This is a genomic window from Pedobacter jejuensis, assembly GCF_003725795.1.
Taxonomy (GTDB): domain Bacteria; phylum Bacteroidota; class Bacteroidia; order Sphingobacteriales; family Sphingobacteriaceae; genus Pedobacter; species Pedobacter jejuensis.
In genome coordinates, this window is the sequence record NZ_RBEE01000014.1 from 48260 (window position 1) to 72738 (window position 24479).

The 24479-nt window shown below is 34.2% G+C and carries 26 protein-coding genes and 1 pseudogene; 17 read left to right on the forward strand and 10 right to left on the reverse strand.

Translation table 11 applies throughout. From position 1 onward, the window contains the following. Positions 1–123: 123 nt before the first annotated feature. Both D7004_RS09900 and fucP read right to left on the reverse strand, forming a co-directional pair. On the reverse strand, positions 124–912 hold the full coding sequence (locus D7004_RS09900) for an L-fucose dehydrogenase (protein WP_123205708.1): 789 nt from the start codon (positions 910–912) through the stop codon (positions 124–126). Positions 913–944: 32 nt separating this feature from the next. Then, positions 945–2273: an L-fucose:H+ symporter permease gene (fucP, locus tag D7004_RS09905; protein WP_123205709.1), complete on the reverse strand. Its 1329-nt coding sequence runs from the start codon at positions 2271–2273 to the stop codon at positions 945–947. Positions 2274–2768: 495 nt separating this feature from the next. Here fucP and D7004_RS09910 point away from each other — a divergent pair, with 495 nt between their 5' ends. Genes D7004_RS09910 through D7004_RS09925 form a run of 4 tightly spaced genes read left to right on the forward strand, consistent with a single transcriptional unit; the run spans position 2769 to position 5577 of the window. Continuing rightward, the gene (locus tag D7004_RS09910; RefSeq protein ID WP_123205710.1) at positions 2769–3533 is read left to right on the forward strand and encodes an SDR family NAD(P)-dependent oxidoreductase; all 765 of its coding nucleotides are present in this window, start codon (positions 2769–2771) and stop codon (positions 3531–3533) included. Positions 3534–3558: 25 nt separating this feature from the next. Further along, on the forward strand, positions 3559–4416 hold the full coding sequence (locus D7004_RS09915) for a fumarylacetoacetate hydrolase family protein (protein WP_123205711.1): 858 nt from the start codon (positions 3559–3561) through the stop codon (positions 4414–4416). Further along, positions 4416–4745, forward strand: coding sequence for an L-rhamnose mutarotase (locus D7004_RS09920; RefSeq protein WP_123205712.1), 330 nt, complete (start codon positions 4416–4418; stop codon positions 4743–4745). The genes D7004_RS09915 and D7004_RS09920 overlap by 1 nt, the downstream gene beginning before the upstream one ends. Positions 4746–4755: 10 nt before the next feature. Then, a complete protein-coding gene (locus D7004_RS09925; RefSeq protein WP_123205713.1) occupies positions 4756–5577 on the forward strand; it encodes an amidohydrolase family protein in 822 nt (273 codons plus the stop codon). Between the two features lie 8 nt (positions 5578–5585). Here D7004_RS09925 and D7004_RS09930 read toward each other — a convergent pair whose 3' ends face one another. Next, complete coding sequence (locus D7004_RS09930; RefSeq protein WP_123205714.1) at positions 5586–6737, reverse strand: aldose epimerase family protein; 1152 nt, start codon at positions 6735–6737, stop codon at positions 5586–5588. A gap of 132 nt (positions 6738–6869) precedes the next feature. On the opposite strand from D7004_RS09930, the gene D7004_RS09935 reads away from it, so the two are divergent. Further along, a complete protein-coding gene (locus D7004_RS09935; protein ID WP_123205715.1) occupies positions 6870–7541 on the forward strand; it encodes an HAD family hydrolase in 672 nt (223 codons plus the stop codon). A gap of 2 nt (positions 7542–7543) precedes the next feature. Next, a complete protein-coding gene (locus tag D7004_RS09940; RefSeq protein WP_123205716.1) occupies positions 7544–8242 on the forward strand; it encodes an NUDIX hydrolase in 699 nt (232 codons plus the stop codon). Here the strand turns inward: D7004_RS09940 and D7004_RS09945 are convergent. After that, positions 8239–9015: a helix-turn-helix domain-containing protein gene (locus tag D7004_RS09945; protein WP_123205717.1), complete on the reverse strand. Its 777-nt coding sequence runs from the start codon at positions 9013–9015 to the stop codon at positions 8239–8241. The two genes, D7004_RS09940 and D7004_RS09945, sit on opposite strands and share 4 nt — an antisense overlap. Before the next feature lie 324 nt (positions 9016–9339). On the opposite strand from D7004_RS09945, the gene D7004_RS09950 reads away from it, so the two are divergent. Together D7004_RS09950 and D7004_RS09955 are read left to right on the forward strand one after the other, a co-directional pair. Next, positions 9340–9705, forward strand: coding sequence for a hypothetical protein (locus D7004_RS09950; protein WP_123205718.1), 366 nt, complete (start codon positions 9340–9342; stop codon positions 9703–9705). A gap of 68 nt (positions 9706–9773) precedes the next feature. Continuing rightward, positions 9774–11045 carry an Hsp70 family protein gene (locus tag D7004_RS09955; RefSeq protein ID WP_123205719.1) on the forward strand — a complete coding sequence of 424 codons (1272 nt, stop codon included), beginning with the start codon at positions 9774–9776 and terminating at the stop codon, positions 11043–11045. Positions 11046–11049: 4 nt separating this feature from the next. Here D7004_RS09955 and D7004_RS09960 read toward each other — a convergent pair whose 3' ends face one another. Beyond that, a complete protein-coding gene (locus D7004_RS09960) occupies positions 11050–12687 on the reverse strand; it encodes a carboxylesterase/lipase family protein (protein WP_123205720.1) in 1638 nt (545 codons plus the stop codon). Positions 12688–13215: 528 nt separating this feature from the next. Beyond that, positions 13216–14763: pseudogene (gene treF / locus D7004_RS09965) on the reverse strand (alpha,alpha-trehalase TreF). Positions 14764–14837: 74 nt separating this feature from the next. Here treF and D7004_RS09970 point away from each other — a divergent pair. After that, positions 14838–15299: a hypothetical protein gene (locus tag D7004_RS09970; RefSeq protein ID WP_123205721.1), complete on the forward strand. Its 462-nt coding sequence runs from the start codon at positions 14838–14840 to the stop codon at positions 15297–15299. On the opposite strand, the gene D7004_RS09975 is transcribed toward D7004_RS09970, so the two are convergent. Then, positions 15300–16484, reverse strand: coding sequence for a GAF domain-containing sensor histidine kinase (locus D7004_RS09975; protein WP_244214284.1), 1185 nt, complete (start codon positions 16482–16484; stop codon positions 15300–15302). A gap of 178 nt (positions 16485–16662) precedes the next feature. Here D7004_RS09975 and D7004_RS09980 point away from each other — a divergent pair, with 178 nt between their 5' ends. The 4 genes from D7004_RS09980 (at position 16663) to D7004_RS09995 (ending at position 18326) form a co-directional block, all read left to right on the forward strand. Then, positions 16663–16845: a hypothetical protein gene (locus D7004_RS09980; RefSeq protein WP_123205722.1), complete on the forward strand. Its 183-nt coding sequence runs from the start codon at positions 16663–16665 to the stop codon at positions 16843–16845. A 270-nt stretch (positions 16846–17115) separates the two neighbouring features. Then, positions 17116–17310: a hypothetical protein gene (locus D7004_RS09985; protein ID WP_123205723.1), complete on the forward strand. Its 195-nt coding sequence runs from the start codon at positions 17116–17118 to the stop codon at positions 17308–17310. A gap of 50 nt (positions 17311–17360) precedes the next feature. Further along, positions 17361–17996, forward strand: a complete 636-nt coding sequence (locus tag D7004_RS09990) for an HAD family hydrolase (RefSeq protein WP_123205724.1) — start codon at positions 17361–17363, stop codon at positions 17994–17996. Continuing rightward, positions 17997–18326 (forward strand): DUF962 domain-containing protein, encoded by a 330-nt coding sequence (locus tag D7004_RS09995; RefSeq protein WP_123205725.1) that lies wholly within the window; start codon positions 17997–17999, stop codon positions 18324–18326. 285 nt (positions 18327–18611) lie between these two features. Here the strand turns inward: D7004_RS09995 and D7004_RS10000 are convergent, their stop codons facing one another. Next, positions 18612–19796 (reverse strand): proline dehydrogenase family protein, encoded by a 1185-nt coding sequence (locus D7004_RS10000; RefSeq protein WP_123205726.1) that lies wholly within the window; start codon positions 19794–19796, stop codon positions 18612–18614. Between the two features lie 95 nt (positions 19797–19891). Between D7004_RS10000 and D7004_RS10005 the strand changes: the two genes are divergently transcribed. The 4 genes from D7004_RS10005 (at position 19892) to D7004_RS10020 (ending at position 22576) form a co-directional block, all read left to right on the forward strand. Then, on the forward strand, positions 19892–20098 hold the full coding sequence (locus D7004_RS10005) for an RNA-binding S4 domain-containing protein (protein WP_123205727.1): 207 nt from the start codon (positions 19892–19894) through the stop codon (positions 20096–20098). Beyond that, positions 20098–21156, forward strand: coding sequence for a 3-dehydroquinate synthase (gene aroB, locus D7004_RS10010; protein ID WP_123205728.1), 1059 nt, complete (start codon positions 20098–20100; stop codon positions 21154–21156). Before D7004_RS10005 ends, aroB begins: the two co-directional genes overlap by 1 nt. A gap of 1 nt (position 21157) precedes the next feature. Next, a complete protein-coding gene (locus D7004_RS10015) occupies positions 21158–22123 on the forward strand; it encodes a sterol desaturase family protein (RefSeq protein ID WP_123205729.1) in 966 nt (321 codons plus the stop codon). 261 nt (positions 22124–22384) lie between these two features. Then, entirely contained in the window at positions 22385–22576 is a 192-nt protein-coding gene (locus D7004_RS10020) for a hypothetical protein (RefSeq protein ID WP_123205730.1), read from the forward strand. 527 nt (positions 22577–23103) lie between these two features. On the opposite strand, the gene D7004_RS10025 is transcribed toward D7004_RS10020, so the two are convergent. Together D7004_RS10025 and D7004_RS10030 are read right to left on the reverse strand one after the other, a co-directional pair. Beyond that, complete coding sequence (locus tag D7004_RS10025) at positions 23104–23742, reverse strand: IPT/TIG domain-containing protein (protein ID WP_123205731.1); 639 nt, start codon at positions 23740–23742, stop codon at positions 23104–23106. After that, entirely contained in the window at positions 23742–24479 is a 738-nt protein-coding gene (locus tag D7004_RS10030) for a hypothetical protein (RefSeq protein ID WP_123205732.1), read from the reverse strand. Before D7004_RS10030 ends, D7004_RS10025 begins: the two co-directional genes overlap by 1 nt.

Genomic DNA, 24479 nt, shown 5'->3' on the forward strand with positions numbered 1-24479 from the left:
TATCAGTCAATCATTTATAAAAATTTTGCAATTATTCTATCATTCACTCAATCTATCATTCAATCATTTATAAAAGGCTGCAATTTATTCTATCATTCACTCAATCTATCATTCAATAATTTATTACGCGTTAGCTAAAGCCCTATCCAAATGCACATATCCACCATCAACATGGATAATTTGTCCGGTGGTATGGCTTGATTTATTTGAAATTAAAAAGGCTGTCATGTTAGCGATTTCTTCTGCAGTTGTCATCCTATTTTCAAGAGGAATTTTTGATGTAATTTCGTCCAATTTGGCTTGTGCATCGGGCAAAGTTTCAACCCAGGTTTCGTAGGCAGGAGTCCAACATTCGGCTACAACAACCGCATTAACCCGGATACCATATTTTAGTAATTCTACAGCCCATTCGCGGGTTAGTGCATTTCTTCCGCCATTTGCGGCTGCATAAGCCGATGTATTTCCTTGGCCGGTTTCTGCAGTTTTCGAAGTAATATTAACAATTGAACCTTTACTTTTAATTAACTCTGGCAAAGCGTGGTGTGCCATCAAATAATAGTGCACCACGTTTTTATGTAATGATGCCATGAAATCTTCGTAATTACCATTTTCCAATCCTACGCCATCGTTAACGCCTGCATTGTTTACCAAGCCATCAATTCTTCCGAATTTAGCTACGATTTCTGCTACAACTTTTTCGCAATCTTTCGGATTAGAAAGTTCTGCAACAAATTGAGCTGCTTGTCCACCATTCGCAGCAATTGCTTCAACAACCTTCTGGTTATCTTCAGCTTTTCTGCCAACGATAACAGCTATTGCACTTTCCTTAGCAAAAACTTCTGCAATACTACGTCCAATGCCTTTCGCAGCACCCGTAACAATGATAACTTTATCCTTTAACTGTAAATCCATATAAATTAGTACTTGATAAAAATTTTTAATAATTAATCCTTTAAGCTAATTTCTCCTTCAATCTGTATTGGCTTCCAAACTTTCCAACCATAAAAGAGAACAACTATAAAGCATAATAACGGAACTAAGTATCCGTATTGAATGTTTTTTGTTATATCAGAAATATAACCTAAACCCAATGGTAGCAGGGCACCACCAACTATCGACATTACGATAAGCGATGAGCCGATTTTTGTATCTGAGCCTAAGCCAGCTATACCCATACTAAATATAGTTGGAAACATAATAGACATAAAAAATGCTACACCAATTAAAGCATAAATGGTAATTGCTCCATTACCAAATATTGCTACACAGGTAAGCAAAGCACTTGTTAATGCATAAAACATTAATAAACGATTCGGAGCAAAATATTTCATTAAAAAGGTTCCTGCAAACCGACCTACCATAAAAGCTAGTCCAGCCGCACCAGAATACCAACTTGCTTCAGATGCATCAATATTAGCAGATACGGTAACAAATCTGATAAAAAAACTCAACACACAAACCTGCGCACCAACATAAAAAAATTGAGCTATGATAGCCAAGCGCAAATGACTGTGGCGTAAAGCGTGTATTATTTTTGCCAAGGCACTTCTATCCTTACCTTCCGTTAGTTCTTTATCCTCTTTAATATCGGGTAATTTTGTGAAAATAAATAATATGGTTACCAGTATAATAATCAAACCCAAAATTAAATATGGTCCTTTAACACTACTTGCTTCATGTGTTAAATAAGCTTCCTTAACTTCTGGAAGCATTTTTGCTAGTTCACTATCGGTATAATTAACGCCTGAAAGTATAAATTTTCCACCCACAATTGGCGCCATAAATGCGGCAAAACCATTAAACGATTGAGAAAAATTTAACCGTTGGGTTGCTGTTTCTGGCGGACCTAAAACGGTTACGTAAGGATTGGCTGCAGTTTCTAAAAACGTTAACCCACAAGCAATTACAAATAATGCCCCTAAAAAAAATACATATTGGCGAGTATCTGCCGCAGGTAAAAATAATAGACAACCAACAGCAAAGAGCGATAGACCTAAAATTATTCCGCTTTTATAGCCCCACCTGCGCATAACGTAACCAGCAGGTAAAGCCATTAAGAAATAGGCTATAAAAACCGAAAAATCAACTAACGATGTTTCTAAATCAGTAAGGCGAAATGCTTTCTTAAGGTGAGGAATTAAAACAGGATCCAGGTTATGAACAAATCCCCAGAAAAAAAACAAGCTTGTAATTAAAATGAGTGGCAATAAGTATTTTTTGCCTGATGATGGCTCTCCTTCTGTTACAATTTGCTGCTGTGTGTGTTGGTTCATTATATTTGGCTTTATTAATTGATTTAATGTGTGCTAATTACGTTTACATGGATTTACTTAAAAAATTTAATTTTTGAGGACGTGAAGGCAGTTTTTATAGAATTTAAGCGTATTTCTAATCGAATTTTTCTGCAAAGCCAATGTCTAAAATTAGTTTATAAATGGTTGTTAATAGCTTCAGTTAACTTAAATCGATATTAGATAAAAGGCCTAAAAAGCGAAGGTACCAATACCAAATATATATGTTTTTTTAATTACGAAACCATATATTAATTATCCAAATTATACAAGAACATCGCTTCAATTTGCAAAATGTCGCTTCCAAATTTAAATAGTATGGTAATATCAGCCAATATTTAGATAAAAAGTTAAAATTTAATTCAAAATAATCTGTTTAATTTGTAAGGTGGAAGTTTAATAGATATAAGGTAGATACCATTACTTTAAAACTAAAATTGCTATTTTAACTGCATAATCAAATATAACCCTAGATAGATGTTTTCATTACAAAATAAACGAGCAGTAGTAACAGGTGGAGGAAGCGGAATTGGAAAAGCAATTGCAACTATTCTCGCCAAACAAGGCGCAGAAGTACACATCATTGAACTTGGTTTAGAACAAGCCGAAACAGCTCTAAACGAAATTTCTGCAGCTGGCGCAAAAGCTTTTAGTTACGCCTGCGATGTTTCCGACCATAATGCCGTTAAAGAAGTTTTTGCGAAAATTGGCAAAATAAATATTCTGGTTAATAATGCGGGCATTGCACATATTGGCAAGGCAGATACAACCGAAGAATCAGATTTCGATCGCGTTATGAAAGTGAACGTAAAAGGAGTTTACAATTGTTTGTACGCTGCAATTCCGCAATTAAGGTTGGCAGGTGGCGGTGTAATTATCAATATGGCCTCAATCGCATCATTAATTGGTTTGCCTGATCGCTTTGTGTACAGCGCTGCAAAAGGTGCAGTTAAAGCAATGACTATGAGTGTCGCGAAAGATTACATTAACGAAAATATTAGGTGCAATTCAATTTCTCCGGCTCGTGTACATACACCCTTTGTTGATGGCTTTCTACAAAAAAACTATCCCGATAATATCCCGGAAATGTTCGAAAAACTTTCTAAAACCCAACCCATTGGCAGAATGGCGAAGCCAGAGGAAGTTGGTGCTTTAGCTTTATATTTATGCAGTGATGAAGCCTCATTTATAACCGGTTGCGATTACCCTATTGATGGTGGTTTTACTACTTTAAACAACTAAAAAATACAATAATAAATATTATACAATGAAATTAATACGATTTGGCGAAGCAGGATTTGAAAAACCCGGAGTAATTATAAATGATAAATACTATGATGTTTCTTCGCTGGTAGATGACTATAATGAAGAGTTTTTTGCAGGTGATGCGATTAAAAAATTAGCGGCTGATATTCAAACAATTAACCTACCAGAAGTTGATAAAAGTGTACGTTTGGGTGCTGCCCTTGCTCGTCCATCAAAAATAATATGTGTTGGCTTAAATTATAAAGACCATGCAGCAGAAACAAATGCACAAATTCCATCAGAGCCCATTTTGTTTTTTAAAGCCACCTCTGCAATTGTTGGTCCGAATGATAATTTAGTAATTCCTAAAAACAGCAAAAAAACCGATTGGGAAGTTGAACTTGCTATCGTGATTGGTAAAAAAGCAAGTTATGTTTCGGAAGAAAATGCTTTGGAACATATTGCAGGTTACGTTTTACACAACGATTATAGCGAACGTGAATTTCAATTGGAAAGAAACGGACAATGGGTTAAAGGAAAAAGCTGTGATACTTTTGCTCCTATCGGACCATTTATTGCCACACCAGATGAAATTAAGGACGTGCATAATTTACGTTTATGGTTAACCGTTAATGGCAAAACATTGCAAGATGGAAATACATCAAACCTGATTTTTAATGTGCCGTTCATGGTATCGTACATTAGCCAATTTATGACGCTTTTACCCGGCGATGTTATTACCACAGGAACACCAGCTGGAGTTGGTTTGGGCCAAAAACCAGAGCCTTGGTATTTAAAACCTGGTGATGTTGTAGAATTGGGAATTGATGGTTTGGGTAGCAGCAAACAAACTGCCGTAGCTTACAAAGAAAACTTATAATGAAAAGACACTGTTTTGCACTCGATTTAATCGATGATGATAAGCTTATTGCTGAGTATAAGAAATATCACGCTGCCGTGTGGCCAGAAATTTTAGACAGCATAAAATCGGCAGGTGTAGAAGATTTGGAAATCTACCTATTTGCCAACCGGTTATTTATGATAATGGAGGTAAATGAGACCTTCTCATTCGAAGCCAAAACCAAATCCGATTTAGAAAATCCAAAGGTTCAGGAGTGGGAAAAACTGATGTGGAATTATCAAAAAGCGATGCCTGGTGCTAAACCTGGCGAAAAATGGATATTGATGGAAAATATTTTCAAACTGTAATCTTTCAAAAATGATTGATGCTCATGTACATTTTTGGAATTTTGATCCTATAAGAGATTCATGGATTAATGAAGAGATGAATGCCATTCGCAAAGATTTCTCGCCAAAAAATTTAATCAGAACTTTTAACGATTTACAAATTACAGGTTGTATTGCGGTTCAGGCCAATCAAACTGAAAGCGAAAATGATTTTTTGATTACTCTTGCCGAGCAAAACGACATCATTAAAGGTATTGTTGGCTGGGTTGATTTAAAAAGCGAAAACTTAGAAGAAAGATTGAAATATTGGTCGGCATTTAAAAAAATTAAAGGTTGGCGACACGTATTGCAGGCAGAAAACGCTGATTTTATTCTGGCTGATGATTTTGCCAATGGAATAAAACTGCTACAGAAATTCGGTTATACTTATGATCTGTTATGCTACCATAATCAGCTGCACAATATAATTAAGCTGGTAGATAAAATACCAAACCAATCTTTTGTTTTAGATCATTGCGGAAAACCTGATGTTAAAAGTCAAAACTTAAAAACATGGAGCGCAAACATTAAAACGCTTGCTCAAAACCCAAATGTATGTTGCAAAATATCTGCCCTACTTGTTGAGGCCGATTGGAAAAACTGGAAAGAAATAGAAATTTTCAATTGCTTCGATGTAATATTTGAACATTTTGGAACAGAAAGAATTATGTATGGCAGCGATTGGCCCGTTGTTTTGTTAAGCCGACCATACAACGATTGGTTTAAACTGGTAACAAAATATACCTCAAATTTCAGTATTCAGGAAAAACAAAACCTCTTCCTGAATACTGCTTCTTCATTTTATAAATTATAAAAACCGATTTATTTTAAGAATTTGTAAGTGGTTGTGGTTTTGTAAACATCACCTGCTTCTAATACGGTTGAAGCAAAATTAGGATGATTTGGTGCATCAGGAAAATGCTGTGTTTCTAAACAAAAAGCCGAACGATATGGGTAAGATTTACCACCTTTTCCATCGGTATCTTTACCTGTTAAAAAGTTTCCACTGTAAAATTGCAGACCTGGCTCACTGGTGTAAACTTCCATTGCAATACCAGTAACGGTACTTTTTACTACTGCAATCGCTTTTTTATCATCATGTTTATTCAAAGCAAAATTATGATCATAGCCTTTACCAAATGTTAGTTGCTGGTCTTTATCTCCAATGTTTTTACCAATCGTTTTAGCCTTATTAAAATCAAAAGCTGTACCCGCAACAGGCTGTAATTTGCCAGTTGGAATTAAGGTAGAATCAACCGGAGTGTAAGCATTGGCATCGATCAATAATTCATGATCCAAAATTGTGGCATTTCCTTCACCATTTAAATTAAAGTAAGCGTGGTTGGTTAAGTTAACAATCGTATTCTTGTCTGATTTAGCTGTATAATCAATTTTTAATGCATTATCATCTGTTAATGAATAAGTTACAGTAACATCCAATTTACCAGGGTATCCGGCTTCACCATCTTTTGATGAATAGGTAAGTTCTAATTTTTGTGAATCAACTAATTTCGCATCCCAAACTTTAGAGAAAAATCCATCTGTACCACCGTGTAAAGTATTTACACCATCGTTTAGTTGCAATTGATATGCTTTGCCATCCAAACTAAATTTTCCCTTAGCGATTCTATTTCCGTAACGACCAATTAATGCACCGAAAAACGGTTCGCCTTTTTTACGATACGCACCAATACTATCGTAACCTAAAACAACATCAGTAAGTTTATTATTTTTATCTGGCACCAAAAGTGAAACCACTCGCCCACCATAATTTGTAATAGAAACTGATGCGCCTTGTTTGTTTTTTAAAGTATAAATTGAAACTGTTTTTCCATCAATTGTAGCATTGTAAGTAGCTGAGTCGGTTTTGGTATTTTCTGTTGTTGTTTTTTCGGTTGAAGAATTACAAGAAAATATTGTGGTAGATAAACATAATGTTGCAATTGATATTGCTGAAAGAATATTTCTTTTCATAAGGATTTAATTTGGTTAAGGCTAAAGTAATAAATAAATTAACGTTATTTCAACGATTATAAGTATAATTTGCTTTATAATTGAAGGTAACATTTATCACGTCAAAAAAATCATATAATTTAGCCTCACAATATGCAAGTTTTAGATTTCAAGCCCAAAGCAATTATTTTCGATTTAAATGGAACCATGATAAATGATATGGAATATCATACAAAAGCATGGCATTCTATCATTACGGAAGATTTGGGTGAAAATAACTCTTATGAGTCGGTTAAAAAAGAAATGTATGGCAAAAACCCTGAGGTTTTAGAACGCATTTTCGGAAAAGATAGATTCACGCCTGAAGAAATCATAAGCCTTTCTAATGAAAAAGAAAGACGCTATCAAGAAGGTTATTTCCCTTATCTTAAGTTAATTGACGGACTTGATGAATTTTTAGAACAAGCAAAAAATGAAGGGATTAGCATGGCAATAGGTTCTGCAGCAATATTATTTAATATAGATTTTGTGCTTGATGGTTTAAAAATAAGAAGCTATTTTGATGGCATTGTTAGTGCTGATGATGTTGAAATCAGCAAACCACACCCCGAAACTTTTTTAAAAGCAGCAAATTTACTTGGTGTAAATCCTGCAGAATGCCTTGTGTTTGAAGATGCTCCAAAAGGAGTAGAATCTGCACAAAATGCGGGAATGAAATGTATTGTACTAACAACAACGCATGATTCGGAAGAATTTGCCGGATATTCAAATATTATAGGATTTATTGATAACTTCAAAAATCCAATTTTAACAACGCTTTTATAAAAATGGCCAAATATATAAACCAAAACCCTGTTCTTGTTGCTGTAGATTGTATAATTTTTGGATACGATGGCGAACAGCTTAAACTTCTAGTGATAAAAAGAGCCATAGAACCTGTTAAGGATCAATGGAGTTTAATGGGCGGTTTTATTGGTCCGGAAGAAGATTTAGATGGAGCTGCAAAGCGCATCTTATTAGAACTTACTGGTTTGCACGATGTTTATCTGGAACAATTGCAAGCTTATGGTCAACCCGACCGTGACCCAATTGAGCGAACAATTTCTGTAGTTTATTTTGCACTAATTGATATAAACAAATACAGTAAACAAATTAACGACCAATACCATGCAGAATGGTTTAAAATAAAAGAAGTGCCAGAACTTATTTTTGACCATAATATAATGGTTAAAGCAGCAATGGATAAAATTCGTTATCAAGCTGCGTTGCACCCGATATTATTTGAATTGCTACCTAAAAAATTTACCATACCACAGTTGCAAAATTTGTATGAGCAGGTGTATGATTCACCTATTGATAATAGAAATTTTATTCGAAAAATAACAGCAAGTGGTTTATTAATTAAACAAACTGAAAAAGATAAATCAAGTTCGAGAAGAGGAGCTTTTTATTTTAAATTGGATAAACTGAAACATAAAGCTCAGTTTCAATCATTTCTTAGTTTTATTGCTAGACCAAAAGGTTAATTTAATCGCCGAAATTCTAATGCCGAAATGCCTTTAGAACGTTTAAAATTGCTTACAAAAGAATTGGTCTGTTCGAAACCTAGTATTTCAGCAATCATTGATATAGAATAGTCTGTATGTATTAAAAGCTCTTCTGCCTCACGAATTAATCTTGCAAAAAGCAATTCAGGCAAATTTTTAGCAAAAGCTTTCTTTAAAAAGGCGTTAAGCTTTCTTGATGACATACCCATTCCTGATGCATAAAACTCTGTGGTCCGTTCGCTTTTAAAATATTGCTCTAATATTGCTCTGAACCTTAAAACCTGTTGCAGTTCATCAATACTTAAGTCCATTAATTCGGCATTTAAAACCGCCGAAAATCCAAGCAATAAAGATAAATATTGCGCTAAATAAGAAACATCTCTTTCTGCTAAAATTTCTCTTTTCAATTGCTCTAACAGGCTATATGCCTTAAGAGCTTGAGGACTGCTCAAATCTTTAAAAGACAAAGCCATAAACAGATTACGCGATTGCGAATCTCTATGTTGAAGTAAAAACTCTGAATATAAAAGCGAGCTAAAACTTAACCAATATGCTGAAGTGAGCTCTCCTTCTAAACGGATTATGCCTTCTTCGGGTATGAAAAAAACTCGTCCGGGGCAAAGTACATAATCACCAGAGTTCATGCACAATAAACCTGTTGCCTCTTTTATAATGAGCACTCGAATAGGATAGTTGGCATTTAGCGCTTTATCCCTTTTATAACTACCCTTGATATTTTCAAGTTGTATCATTTTATATCAAAGTATCTTGTTTGTATTAAGACAGCATAATACACTTAATTACTACTACTAAGAAAACAGAATCTTAAATTTTTGGCATTAAAATATAAGTTTTATTGTCAAAAAGATGCTCCTTTTGTTTTCTGAATAAATTTTTAATAACAAACGATTAAAAAGGCAAATTGTTTATTAAGCCCCAAAGCTATAAAAAATTACATATCTGCCAATGAATTGACAACAAAACTACTTGATTATTAGTAATATTAATAATACAATAAATTAATGTTTTGGTAAAATATAAAACCATATAAGTTTCGATTTGTTGTTATCTGTACCATGAAAAACTATTTTTTAATTGCAATACTATGTGTTTTTTGTATCGCATGCAAAAAGGATATTCCCGAACCAGATGTTGTTCGATTGCAAGTTTATTCAACAAAAATTAAGCATACCAATTATAATGAACCAGATATTTTATTTTGGTATATGCGTGGTGCAAGCAAAGGTGGATATTACTACATGACCTCTACCAGAGAAATTTCTGATTTTAGCGACTATACTTTTACTTATTCAGCAAATGTGCCTAGCGATTTATCTGGTAAAACGGCAATTAGAGATATTGTGGTTCAAATAAATCAGCTTAATGGAGAGATGTATTATGATATTACTGGTAAAAGTTCATCGTCTTTAATTGTAAACTAGTACATTCCATCATTATTTTTTATACTTTCGCAACCCGATTTAATTTAATACAATAATTTTTTCAAGCGATGTGTAAGTTTCTATATGGAATTGATTTTGGAACAACCAATTCTGCCCTTTCTATTTATGATGAAGAGAAGAAGGAAATCATAGCCACAATTTCAATACCATCGCTTATTTACTTTAAGCATGCAACTTCTATATCTGATGAAGCAAATTATGTTGTTGGCGAACAAGCGATAGAAGAGTATTTAAATGATGGAATGAAGGGTCGCTTTATAAAATCTATTAAACAAATTCTATCCAGAAGCACATTTACAGAAACACGCATCCAAAATAAAAGGTATAATGCATCTGATTTAGTAACCTTAATTTTAAAGGATTTAAAAGCAAAAGCTGATGAAATTACCGGTTACAATTGTACTAAGGCAGTTATCGGCCGACCTGTATTTTTTGATGATGACAATACACAGAAAGATACTTTAGCACAAACGCGTTTAAATAAAGCAGCAGAAAACGCAGGATTTACAGATGTTCGTTTTCAATTTGAACCGATTGGGGCTGCTTTTGCTTATGAAAAAACCATAGCTAAAAAAGAGAAAGTGTTGGTTGCCGATTTAGGCGGTGGTACAACAGATTTTACTTACCTAATCCTCGACCCAGATAAAGTTGGCAGTACAGATAGAAGAAAAGATATGATAGCATCTGGCGGAATTTATATTGGAGGTGATAGTTTAGACTCGGCTTTTATGTGGGAGAAAGGAACACCTTATTTTGGAAAAAATACAACATATGAAGCAACTCGTGGACAAATTTTAAATGTACCAAAATCCTTATTTGCAAATATTTGCTCTTGGGATAAAATGAATTTCTTTAATGGCCAACGCATTCAAAAAGATATTGAAGATTATTATTATTTCTCGGGCAACGACAGGAAGTTCAAAAATCTTATTACCCTGATAGAAAATAACTTAGGATATTCTGTTTTTCAATCCATAGAAAAAACCAAAATTGAATTATCTGATAAGTTATCCTCAAATTTCTTTTATTCGAATATGGGAATAGAGATTAATGAAACAATTTCTTTGACTGATTATGAAAACGTTATTGAAAAAGATGTGCAGAGGATAAGCGAATATTTAGATAAATTTTTGGCAACATATAAAATAAATCCTACAGATATAGATTGCCTTTTTCTTACAGGTGGAACATCAATGGTTGCTTCCATTCAAAGTTTATTTAAAAATAAATTCCCACACATTCCGATGAATTCTGGAGATAATTTTAAAAGCGTTGCCAAAGGTTTAGCCTATAGTGGTTATCTTTTCGAAGCCAATTAAGAAATTATTTTACGTAGGTTTTATCTAAAAATAAATATCTGGCTCGCTCTTTTTCTTGTTCCAATTCATTAGCCGTATTTAAACCGATATTCATGTATGATGCAGCGTTTTTCTTAACTGGCGACCATTTCGGTAATCCGTTACCATTCGGGTTACCTGTTTTTATAAAATTCGCAAAATACCTAAGCATTGTATCTGATATCTTCTGGTCTTCAGCCGCCCATGCGTAAACCGGATTAGAATTTAAATTGCCCATTGCATACTCAATTTCAAATGCATGTGGAGCACCATCAGAAGTTAAGGGCTTTGAAATCGGTTTTGTATTGCCTGAATTTAAACTTATGCCACCAGCCAAACCAGGTACAGCTTGTGCAAATTTCGGTGTCATAGGAGGTTTTGATTTAGAAAAAAGATATCTGTAAACTGGTTTATCTGTAGTTTTCGCCTGCAAATCAAGCCATTTCCAACTGCTGTAAGCAATAAACCTATCGCTTGCCAATGCTGTTGCCGAAACAACAACTTCATCAGGATTTGTGGCGGGATACAATTTTAAAACTTCATCAGCATCATTAGGATAAAGTTGTTTCAATTTCTTAGAATAATTTTCAGTAGTTGGAGCATCGCCTCCCATCAATGCCTGGAATGGAACTTCAGCAGAATTCCATCCTGCCAGCAATGGTACTTTTGCCTGTTCGCCTGCAGAAAATGTTTCGACTAAATTTTTTGTAAGAAAATAGCCGTCGATATTTGCAGCGGTTTTAAAAGCACCTGGTTTGGTTGATTCATCGAGTAACTGCTCTGCTGTCATTGCTCTTAAATCAACTAGTGATTTTGCATCAATTTTTGTTGCAAATGCTAATCCATTTTTTTCTGCTGCATCGAGTGTTACAGGTGCTAGTGTCGGATTAATCATTGCACCGCTCTCTCCTATTGCACCAGCAAACAAATTTTTAGAAATCGGTGAAGCCATTTGTGCAGAAACCGAAATGGAACCTGCAGATTCGCCAGCAATGGTGACTTTTTTAGGGTCGCCACCAAAATTTTTAATATTTTCTTGTACCCATAGTAAAGCCATTCGTTGGTCGAGCAAACCATAATTCCCTGATGATTTATTTGAGGATTCTTTAGTAAGTTCTGGATGCGCCATGAAACCAAAAATACCTAGCCTGTAGTTTATAGTAAGCACCACGATTCCTTGCTTTGCCATCGCTTCGCCATCATAACGAGGTTCAGAGCCATCACCTGCAACATAACCGCCACCATAAAAATAAACCAAAACAGGTAATTTATCTTTAAAAGTTTTTGAGGGTGTCCAAACATTTAAGTACAAACAGTCTTCACCCATTCCCGATGAACGGAAACCCATATCGCCAAAAGGTTTCTTTTGCATAGCGTTGTTCCCAAATTTATCAGCTTTTAATACGTTTGTCCAATTATTTACTGGCTCTGGAGCTTTCCAACGTAAATTCCCAATCGGTGCTTTTGCAAACGGGATACCTTTAAATGTGGTTATTCCTGCATTTTCTGATGTGCCTTCTACAATTCCGTTGGAAATTTTTACTTGATTTGTGTTTGTATTTTGAGCAGAGAGATTAAGATGCAAAATTATTGCAGCTACAAGAAAGAAGCTAAAACGTTTCATAATAATTGGTTAGGGATGGATTTATTATGCCATCAAGTTAGCAGTAATAAATTAGAAAAATAGAAGTCAACTAAATTATTACATATTTAGTTAAACCCTGATGAATCAAGCCAATGGCCCAAACATCTATGCATTAATGGAAAATAAAGCAGTGTTTTAAATATTAACTTTTTTTGCCGCCAAAAATTACGCAAAAAACGCTAATGCCTCCAAGAATGAAAACTACTCCAAGTATAAAATTAAGTGTATCGCCCATTTGGTTAAGGTATGCGTTATAAATGACATTAAGCCGACTTTACTTTTAATTAAGCATTCCATTTGGGAATAAAAATTTTCATCTCATTTGTTGCAAGTTTTACCAAAAAATCCAGAATCTGTTTTTGTGAAAATCTGTGCTTTGGTGGCAAGAAAATAATGCCCTAGATATTTTGCCACAGAAACGCAGAAACCTCAGAACATGGTACACTTTATTCCGTGAAAATCTGTGCTTCGGTGGCAAGAAAAAACCTAAGACTCTGTGTTAAATTATTATTTAAGCAGTTTTAATAAAACTCCATTTGTCCACCCGAAACCATCTTGAAGAGGATATTCTCCGCCACCACCAATACTGTTCGGATTAACCACATCATATTTTTCCATCAACTTACCCGTTTGCTTAAAAACAGCGATATTTCGATTAACCCATCTATCCGTAATTGTTTGCGCTAATTTCCTGTAACCATAATTATTTAATCCATCAATGCTAACCCATTGCAAAGGCGCCCAGGCATTAGGCGAATCCCACTGTTCGCCAGTGGTTTTTAATGTAGTTGTCAATCCTCCTGATTTTAGAAATTTGGCTTCGAGTTTTGAAGCAACCAACTTTGCCTGAGCAAGGTTTGCGATTTTAAAATACAATGGAAACATTGCAGCAAGCGTTTCCTGTTTAGAAAAACTTTGGCTCTTCCAATTGTAATCGGTAAAGAAATTTAAATCCTTATTCCAGAAATATTTAAGAATAGCAGCTTTGCGGTTTTTGGCCTTCGTAAGGAACAAATTTGCCTTCTTTACATCTCCAGATTGCTGATTCGCCATTGCTATTACACTCTCCAGATTAAACATCAAAGTATTTAAATCAACCGGCAACAAATCTGTCGTAATGATTTGGCTGTAGCTTTTTCCATCAGCAAACCATCTGCTACTAAAATCCCAACCAGATTCTGCTGCAGAACGCACATTACGCAAAAAGGCATCAGGCGCTTGTTTGGTTTTTTTCGAAGCCTCAAAATCTTCTTTGTACGATTCTTCCCTTGGCCAATTGCCTGCATCATAGTACCTGTTTAATACTACTCCATCTTGTAATTTAACAACATGGTTTATTGCTTTATTCTTCTGTAGGTTTTCAGCACCTTTCATCCAAAAATTATATTCAAGTTCTAGCACATCTTTATAATCACTAAGCTTTATTTTAGCATCACTTTTTGCTAACAACTGAACCATCAAAGAAAAAAATGGAGGTTGCGAACGTGTTAAATAATAGCTTCTGTTACCATTGGGAATAAAACCATATTTACGGATAAGAAATGCGAAATTATCAATCATATCTTTAATTACCTGCGTTTTACCAGCCTTTTGTAAACCCAGCATGGTGAAGTAAGAATCCCAATACTAAATTTCCCTAAACCTCCCTCCCGGAACAATGTATGGTTTAGGCAATGGCAATAAAGAAGTTGTGATGGAAGAAATTGTATCAGGATTTCTTTTGAGCACTTGCCAAAGTGTATCCAAATGTTTTTTTATTCCGGCATTAATGTCTGATTGATAAGCCGCAGTATGGCTTTCTGGTAAGCTAAAATACTTATTTACAAATACCTTTAAATCAAAGTCACTCTTATCTTTTTCCGATAAATAAGTATCTATAATCGTTGCAGGTTTTTGTTTTGGTATGGCATCAGCAAAAGATTTACTGTCAGGATAAATACCTGATAACTGAACTTTTTCAAACAAACCCGGGTAGGTTAACCTCGGACTAAGCTCGTGTTGAGCAAAAAGATGGCAAGAAATAAATAATAAGCCAAGTAAAAATATTCTTCTCATAATAATAACATTGTTATGAAAGATATGCAATTCTATTCAAATTTATTCTAGCTTTAAATAAACCAAATATCCCTATGAAAATTTACGCACCTCTGCTTATTACAATCCTATTCTTATCAGCCTGCAATCAGTCTCCAAAAGAGATAGATAAAGTTGGCTCAAAAATTAATGGTACCTGGAAATTAGTTTCAAGCCTATCGATTACAAAAGGTGATACGGTGAATACATCGCCACCAAAAAATGTGGAAATGATTAAAATCTTAAACGACACGCATTTCGCCTTTTTTAAACATGACTTAAATAAAGGAAAAGGAACTGATGCAACTTTTGATTCGGGAAGTGGTACCTATTCATTAAATGGCGACAATTACAAAGAACACCTGGCATATTGCAGCGCCAGAGAATGGGAAAATCATGATTTTAATTTTAAGGTTACACTAAATCAAGATACTCTAACGCAAAGTGGAATAGAAAAGATTGAAAATTTAAATATCAACCGAGAAATAGTGGAAGTTTATGTTCGAGTTATGAAATAACTATTTTAAAGGTATTTTTAAGGTAAAGCATGTCTGCTCATCATTAGACGTTACAAAAATTTTACCATTATGCGCTTTAGCAATTTCTGATACAATAAATAACCCTAAACCTAATCCTTTTTGATTTGGCTCTACATCACCACGAGAAAATGGCTGAAATAATCTTTCTATTGCAGCGGTAGAAATTTGTTTACCAGAATTGGTAACCGATAATTCAAATTCTTCCTTATCACTTGAAGCATTTACATAAATTGGAGATGCAATATTTCCATAACTTAATGCATTACCTAGCAAATTTGAAAATAGCTGTGCAATTCTCTTTCCATCACAATTTACAGGATGTTTTAAATCAAAATTAACTTCAATGGTATGGTTAGGAAAATTGGCTTCTAATTCAGTTATTACTTCAGCTAAAGTACTATCCAAAGATTCATTTTTCAATTTATTTAGTAAAATTCCCTCACCAAATCTTCCACTAGCAAAATCAAGCATATTTTCTATTAAACCATTCATCCTGTGAGATGACCTCTGAATTATGCTGATGATTTTTTGTATTTTTTCTTCTTTTGATAAGTGATTTAGAAGCTGAGCACTATTTGATATCGCGTTTAATGGATTTCTTAAATCATGACCTAAAATACCGATAAAATTTTCCCGTAATTCAGCAACATGCCTTTCTTCAATAAGTTTTTTCTCTGATAATTTTACCTGCTCTATTGCATCGAGATGAAAAGCAATTAGCTCAGCAAATAGGTTAAACATCCCCAAAGTTTCAGGTGTATCGATAACATGAGGTTTAGGATCAATAGCACATAAGGTTCCGAAATAAGAACCTGACTGAAGCTTTATCGGAACAGAAATATAACTCTGAAAACCATATAAAAGAGGTGTATGATGATTGACGTAAGATTCATCTTCTGAAACGTTTGCTATAACAACAGGATTATGATGTTGACGAATTTCATTGCAAATGGTAGTTTCGAGCGACAATTCTCCACCAGGTTCTAATCCAAAATTTATCTTATCTAATAAGGCACATGCAACCCATTTATCATCAGTTACCCTAGCTACTGCAGCGAAACCCATACCGGTTGTACTGCAAATAACTTTTAAAATATTTACAACTGCCGGGATGTTATTAATCGCGTCAATATCAGCCTGAATATTCGGTGTATTATTATCCAATTGTTTGATTTTCGATATTTGAAATATAAAAATTGATATTTAAATATTTACAAGCAATAAAGGTATTACAATCTCAGCAATATTTTACCAATAAATTTAGTATTGTTACACAAATCAACTTAGAAACAAAATTCTTTTGTTATTCAGCGTTTAGTAACCTTTAAGTTATCTTTACAATATGAAGCGATTGAATAGTGAAACTAGTAGTGAAGAATTGCAGGAAATTAAAAAAGGTGATTTAGTTACCGACACTTTTAGTAAAACTGGATTAGTAGAAAGCATCGATATAACTGATGATGGATTATACAGAATTTATGAATTTACGTTAGTAACAGGAAGAACAATAACTGTTAAAAAATAAAAAGAGGGGTATAAAAACCCCTCTTAGTAGTTGCATTGAAATCTATTTAATAAATTTCTAGCAAAAAATAAATGCAATTTCATAGTTTAGAGTACGCCTGGTTTTCAGATTTCTCTACAATTGCAGACGCCTTATGAATTACATTGGGCATTATTTTACAATTACTATTCCATTTTTTAGTGTTATTGATTAAATATTCTTACAAGCGATAAGTTATTTTAATACATGTTTTTAATCACCTTCTCGCTTTACAATAATAAAATTTAACTTATGCTAATTGACAACGAAACACCAACATCTGATTTATTAGAAGTAAAACTAAATGATTTCATTTCTGATAAATTTGGAAATGAAGGAGTTGTGAATAAAATCTCTATCAATGATAGTGATGAATTTTGGTTGTTTATTTTTTCGTTAAGCAACAATAAAAGCATTGAAATCACAAAAATTAAAAATATATGTTAAACCATAAAATAAGCTTTTAATTAAAGATATTTGCATCCAAAAATAAACCAATGCAAAACATTAAAAATATCATTTTTGATTACGGTAACGTAATTTTCGACATAGATTTCAAAATTGCTCAGGCATCTTTTCAAAAATTAGGCATAACTGATATTGAAACTTTCTTTGCTCACAAAGCACACAACCAATTATTTGATGATTTTGAAACAGGCACAATTTCGCCTGCAGAGTTTAGAGCAGGGATTAGAAAAGCCGCGAATAAACCTGATCTTACTGATGAACAAATTGATGAAGCCTGGAACAGTTTGTTAATTGGCACCATACAGGAAAACCACGATTTGCTTTTAAAAGTTAAGGATAAATACCGCACATTTTTATTAAGCAATAACAACGAAATTCATTACAATTGGATTATTAATTACCTGAAAACAACTTTCGAAATAAATGATTACGACAATTATTTCGAGAAAGCATATTTCTCTCAGCACATGAAATTGCGTAAACCAAATACCAATATTTTTGAGCAGGTATTAAAGGAAAACAACCTGAATCCGGCTGAAACTTTATTTATTGATGATAGTCCGCAACATATAGAAGGTGCCAAAAAAGTTGGATTACAAACTTTATTAATGATAGAGAAACCTGCTCAACTAGAGTCCTTTTTAAAAGCTAACGGAATTATCTAAATGAGCAATAAAAAATTTAAATCGTTAAAGGAGTTTTATCCATTCTACCTTTCACAACATACCAATACAACCTCTCGTGTGATGCATTTTATTGGTACAGGTTTAATTGCACTGTTATTTTTTACAGGCTTTCTATTCCACCAATGGCGATTCTTTTTGTTAATGCCTGTTGTGGGTTATAGTTTTGCATGGGTTGGACATTACTTTTTCGAGAAAAATAAACCAGCCACATTTCAATACCCTTTATATAGTTTAGCCAGCGATTTTATTTTGTTTTACGATTTATTAACTGGTAAACAAAGTTTCGAAGTGGATAATACCCGTAGTTAAAATTCTGGTTTATGTATTAATGCCCACGATTGAAATTGTGGGTTACGTTATTAGTCGTATAGTTTTTTTCGTTACTTTTTGAATACCTAAAATTTAACCCACGATTTCAATCGTGGGAAAATTGCATCATTACAGGAACAATCCATTGTTCCTAAACCCGATTGGAGCGGTATCAGCCAGTTTTTCACTGGCGATTTAGCGTAAAGCGGGACTGCTTGAACCTAAGAATTACTGAACGTTCATTTCCAAAAAATCAGCTAATGATTAGAAAACATTAACTAATAACTAAAGCTTTCTTCGCTGCAGTTCTCTTTCTATCAATCCCAACTCCCTACCAGTTTGCCCGGCAACTGAGGTATTTTCTTGTGCTCGTCTAAATAAATATGGCATTACCGCTTTAATTGGGCCATAAGGAACATATTTCGCTACGTTGTAATTTGCATCGGCAAGGTTGAAACTTAAATTATCACTCATTCCAAGCAATTGCGCAAAGTATACATGAGGATGGTTGTGAACGATTTTTTTCTCATCCAACAGGTAAGTCAACAGTCGACTGCTATCCTCATTATGCGTTCCGCAAACAATGGCAATTTCTTCAATATGATCAACACAGTAACGCAGCGATTCATTATAATCTTTATCAGATGCCGCTTTATCAGGCTGAATTGGTGATGGATAACCCATTTCTTCAGCACGTTTACGCTCCTTTTCCATGTAAGCACCACGAACCATTTTAACGCCTAGAATAAATCCGGCAGCTTTTGCAATCAAGTGGTCAGCTTTCATATCGGCCAGCTTATCATGGCGATACATTTGGTAGGTATTGTACACAATAATGCGTTCCTGGTTAAATTTACGCATCATATCTAAAGCCAATTCATCAATTGTATTTTGAATCCAGGTTTCTTCTGCGTCAATCATAACCGGCACAGATTTATCGAAAGCAGTACGGCAAATCATTTCACAACGCAATTTCACTTTTGCAAATTCAGCTTGCTCGCTTGCGGTTAAGGTTTGTTTTGCATCTAACTTTTCTAGTAATGCAAAACGCCCAATTCCGGTGATTTTGAAAACCGTAATCGGAATGTTTTTATCGCCATCGGCACGAAGAATGGTGCGGATTATTTCCTGGCAGGTTTCGTCAAAAACTCGCTCTTCATCTTCACCTTCAACCGAATAATCTAAAATGGTTCCAACACCACCTTTTGCCAATTGAGCAATTGCTTTATCGCATTCGGCAATGGTTTCGCCACCACAAAACTGCTGAAAAATAGTTGTTTTTATGGCGCCCTGAATCGGTAAGCCAATATTTAAAAAGAAATTGGTTATCGGCGGACCAACTTTTGTTAAGAAATTACTCCCAATCATTTTAAAAAGCCAAAAAGCTTTTTTGAGTTCTCCGTTAGTTTTTTGGCGGAAAGCTACCTCGGTATTGTCGAAATTTGGCTGTTTATTCGGGGATAAATCCATTTAAATGATATTAATAAGTCAGATGGATGCAAAATTATAAAAAGCATCCATTCTACGAACGTAAAACCTCGAAATAATCGTATTTTTGCAACAAAATGATACAATTCAAATTAGAGGGCGAATTTATTCCATTAATCCAATTGCTAAAGGCAACAGGATTGGTTGGCACCGGCGGCGATGCTCAGGCTGCAGTAATGGATGGCTTGGTAAAATGCAACGGCGAGGTAGAATTCCGTAAGCGATACAAAGTCAGAGTTGGAGATATCATTACGTTTGGACAAGATAAAATCGAAGTAATTTAATGGAAACTCTAACCAGCGCTGGCCATTCGCTTTATTTCGAAAGTGGATTTGCCGAACTCAAAATCCTTTTAGAAAGCAATAAATACAGCAAAGTTTTTATCCTGGCTGATGAACATACAAGCGAAATTTGCTTGCCTGTTTTTCAATCGCTGATGGATGATTTTGCCGATTTCGATTTAATTGAAACATCAGCAGGCGAAGAAAATAAAAACATCGATTTTTGTATTGGCATTTGGAAAACCCTGCTGGATTTTGAGGCCGACCGTAAAAGTTTGATGATTAATTTAGGTGGTGGCGTGATTACCGATATGGGTGGTTTTATTGCCTCAACTTATAAACGTGGTATCGATTTTATTAATGTACCTACTACCCTACTTTCTCAGGTTGATGCCTCTGTGGGTGGCAAAACAGGTATCGATATCGATAACGTGAAAAATATGGTGGGTACTTTTACCCTGCCGCAAATGGTTTTTATCGAAACTGAATTTTTAAAAACTTTGCCCCAAAGGGAGCTTTTATCAGGCTTTGCCGAAATGATTAAACATGGTTTAATTTTTGATAAAGCTTATTACGAAAAGTTAAAAACGACTAATTATTTAAAGCCATCGGCTGAAGATATTTACCGTTCGGCAGAAATTAAAAATGATGTGGTTACCATCGACCCGCATGAGAAAAATTTACGTAAGATCTTAAATTTTGGTCATACAATTGGTCACGCGGTTGAAAGTTATTCTTTGGCTAATGATGAAAATCCACTTACCCACGGCGAAGCAATTGCCATTGGTTTTGTTTGTGAGGCAGCTTTATCAGTAAAAAACAGTGGCTTAACCAAAGAAGAGTTAAAAGATATTAGCGATTATATTTTATCGTTATATCCAAAATACAACATTAAGAGAGAGAGTTTCGATACGCTTTTAGAGCTAATGAAGAGCGACAAAAAGAATGAAGATGGTAACATTTTATTTTCTTTATTAGAAACTATTGGGAAATGCATGTTTAACTGCCGTGTAACTACAACCGACATTTTACGCAGTTTAGATTATTATAATAGTTTGTAAGATGAAATTTACCGGAAGTGATATTTCTGTAGGAGGATTATTTGGCTTTGTAATCGTTTTAACCTTGGTTGAAATGTATTTCAGCTATGCCCACGATAGAAAATTATATACCAAACGCGACACCTGGACCAATATTTATTTAATGACTGCTGCAGTAGTGATTAATTTGGGCATGAAAACCGCCACATTTTTCTTGTTAGAATACTGCTACCAATTTAGGTTATTCCAAATTTCCAACATCTGGGTTTATTGGTTGGTTTTAATTCTAGCGCAAGATTTTCTATATTGGTTTTTGCATACCGTTGGCCATTATGTTCGCTTTTTTTGGGCAATGCATGTTACGCACCACTCATCAGAACATTTCAACTTAACTACTGGTTTCCGTTCTACGGTTTTCGAACCTTTGTACCGCGTATTCTTCTATTTGCCACTGGCATTTATGGGTTTTACCGCAATGGACATTCTTTTTGCATATCTCGTTACGCAGATTTATGGCAATTTAGTTCATACGCAATACAAAATTAACTTCCCGAAATGGTATGAATATGTGTTTGTAACGCCATCTCACCACCGGGTTCATCACGCCAGTAATGTGCGTTATTTGGATAAAAATATGGGCATGGTTTTAATCCTTTGGGATAGATGGTTTGGCACTTTTCAGGCCGAACTGGAGGAAGACAAAATAAAATATGGTTTAACTACCCAACCTAAAGATACTGGTCCTGTAAATATTATTTTCCATGAAATTATTGCCTTATCTGCTGATGTAAAAAATGCACCGACTTTTATGGATAAGGTGCGATATATTATAAACCCACCGGGCTGGAGCCATGATGGCAGCACAAAAATCGCGAAGATTATGCAGAGAGAGTTACGCGAAGCGGAAGAATTGAAAAAGCAAAATCAAGAAGACAATAAGGTTAAAGATTTTAACGAAGAGCAAAGAACTTTAAGTTCTACTGGATAGGAATTTCGTTGTATTGCCCACAATTTAAATCATGGGTTGTGTTACAAGATTTATATATCTATATTTAATCGATTTCGAAATAACTGGTTCTGCACCGCCCATTTCAATCGTTTTTAAACCTATAAGGTCTTTGAAACCTTATAGGTTTAAATCCAAAGTATTTCATCATATATATTTACGAAACAGCTGCTTGGGAAAAAATATTTCTACGTTCTATTTCAATAATTTAATCCGTATTTTTGATTGAGGTCAATTTTAATTATGACAACATTAACCATACAAGTAAAGGATAACGACACTAAATTTCTTTTGGAGGTTCTTAAAAGAATTGATGCAAAAGTAATATTAAGCTCTAAAAAGCAGAAATTGCTCAATGGTATTAAACAAGGTTTAAAAGAAGCCAAAGATATCAAAGATGGTAAAATTGCACCATTATCTCTAGATGATATATGACAGAAGGAATTAAGATTATTTATTCCCCTATTTTCGTTAAAAAATCAAAACAATTAAAAAAGAAACATCCATCACTAGTTAACGATTTAACCTAAACGCTTTTTGCATTTGTTTTTTGGGCACTCGTCATGCTGAATTTATTTCAGCATCCTTCATGCTAAGCCGCCATACAAGTAAGACTCTGAATCAAGTTCAGAGTGACGACCGTTAATGTAAGACTGTAAATTAACACGCACAGATGCGCATTTCCAATTAAAAATACATTATTTATTTTAATTCAGGTCTAATCATTATAAAAATCTGTTTTTTATCAAAATTCATTAAAGAAAAGACTCATCCTCAAAACAGCCCAATTCAAACAAAATTAAATTTTATTAAAATTATTTTTTCTTATTGGCAAACTATTTTTTTTGCTTTAATTACTTTTACCTTTAGGGTAAAGTACCGAAATAAATACTAAAAAGCGATAGTTTAATTGTCCTATCCCTTTTTAGTTAGGATATTATAATTTCGTATATAATAAAAATCTAGTTATTTAATACCCTTATTGATTTTGGACTATCTAATACAACAACTCTATTTTTCAGATCCTTAGTAATAACACTAACTACAAAACTACCTGACACGGCAGTCGTAGGTACCTTTACTTTGATTACTTCTTGGTCTGAATAGGTTATAATACCATTATCGAAAGTTCCTGCTGCATTTAAAAATTGTATATTGTTCTTATTTACTTCAGAAGAAAAATTATAACCATATATTGTAAGTTCTTCCCCTTTCCTAATTACTTCTGGGGTAGAAACATCAAATCTTGGATAAAACTCTGATAAAATAGCTTTTTCAATTTTCTGACTTTCTTGTCCATTAACAATAACCTGAATATCAGCACAAATTTTTTGATCGCTAAAAAAATTCGTTGGTACCTTAAATTTAATTGTAAATCCATTACCACCAAATTGGCCAGGTATTTCAACGCCATCAATTTTTACTCGGATATCCGATGATAACGAAATAGAACCTAATTTCAATATTACAAAAAGTTCATCGCTATTTTTGATATATTTTGGAAGAACAGATTCTATTACAGGCGGGCTAATTTTATTAACCTCAGTCTTTTTGCAACTTAATAATGCAGCAATAAGAAATACATATAATACATTTTTCATTAGTGCGGAGAATTTCCTAATTGTATGTAACCCTGAAATACTTTTCCACTTGGGTAGCTACAATTATATAGTTTTAAAGTATAGTAGTATGTACCAACTCTGCCCAGAACTCTCCCTCCATTAAAAGGAATAGTTCCATCCCAATATATCTGATTTGTATTTATACCGTATAATGAACTAATTCCAGAATCTGGGTTAGTTGAACTACCCGAAGCTTGATAATAAATTGCTCCAGGATTAGAGCTGTAAATTGTTAATTCATAAGCATAAGCATTAATTGGATAGGGTATGAAGTTACTTGCATTAGAAGTATTATTACCGGAATTTCTTACTTCCCATCTGTCATTTACTCCATCTGGATAAAGTGGGGTAAAAGCATTTGGAATACGAACATTAAATTCTCCTGATAATAATGGGCTAACAGTAACTTTTTTAGTAACTGTTTCTAATGTCACATTATCGGTAATTGAAATCCTATATGTTGTCGGCAAGGAAGGAACGGGAGTAACTGTGTAATTTGCTGTATTTTGTGTTATTACAGAACCCGATTGCCCTGGAGCAACTCTGTAAATATATTCATAATCTCCTGAACCACCAGATGGGACAACAGTAATGACGCGAGGGTCACAATTCGCTGCACCACCTGTGTTTGTAGTTACGGTAGCTGTGAGTTGAGCATTAGAAGAAAGATTTAGAAAAAATATACTCGAAAAAAGTAAAGATGAAAGTGCTTTCAT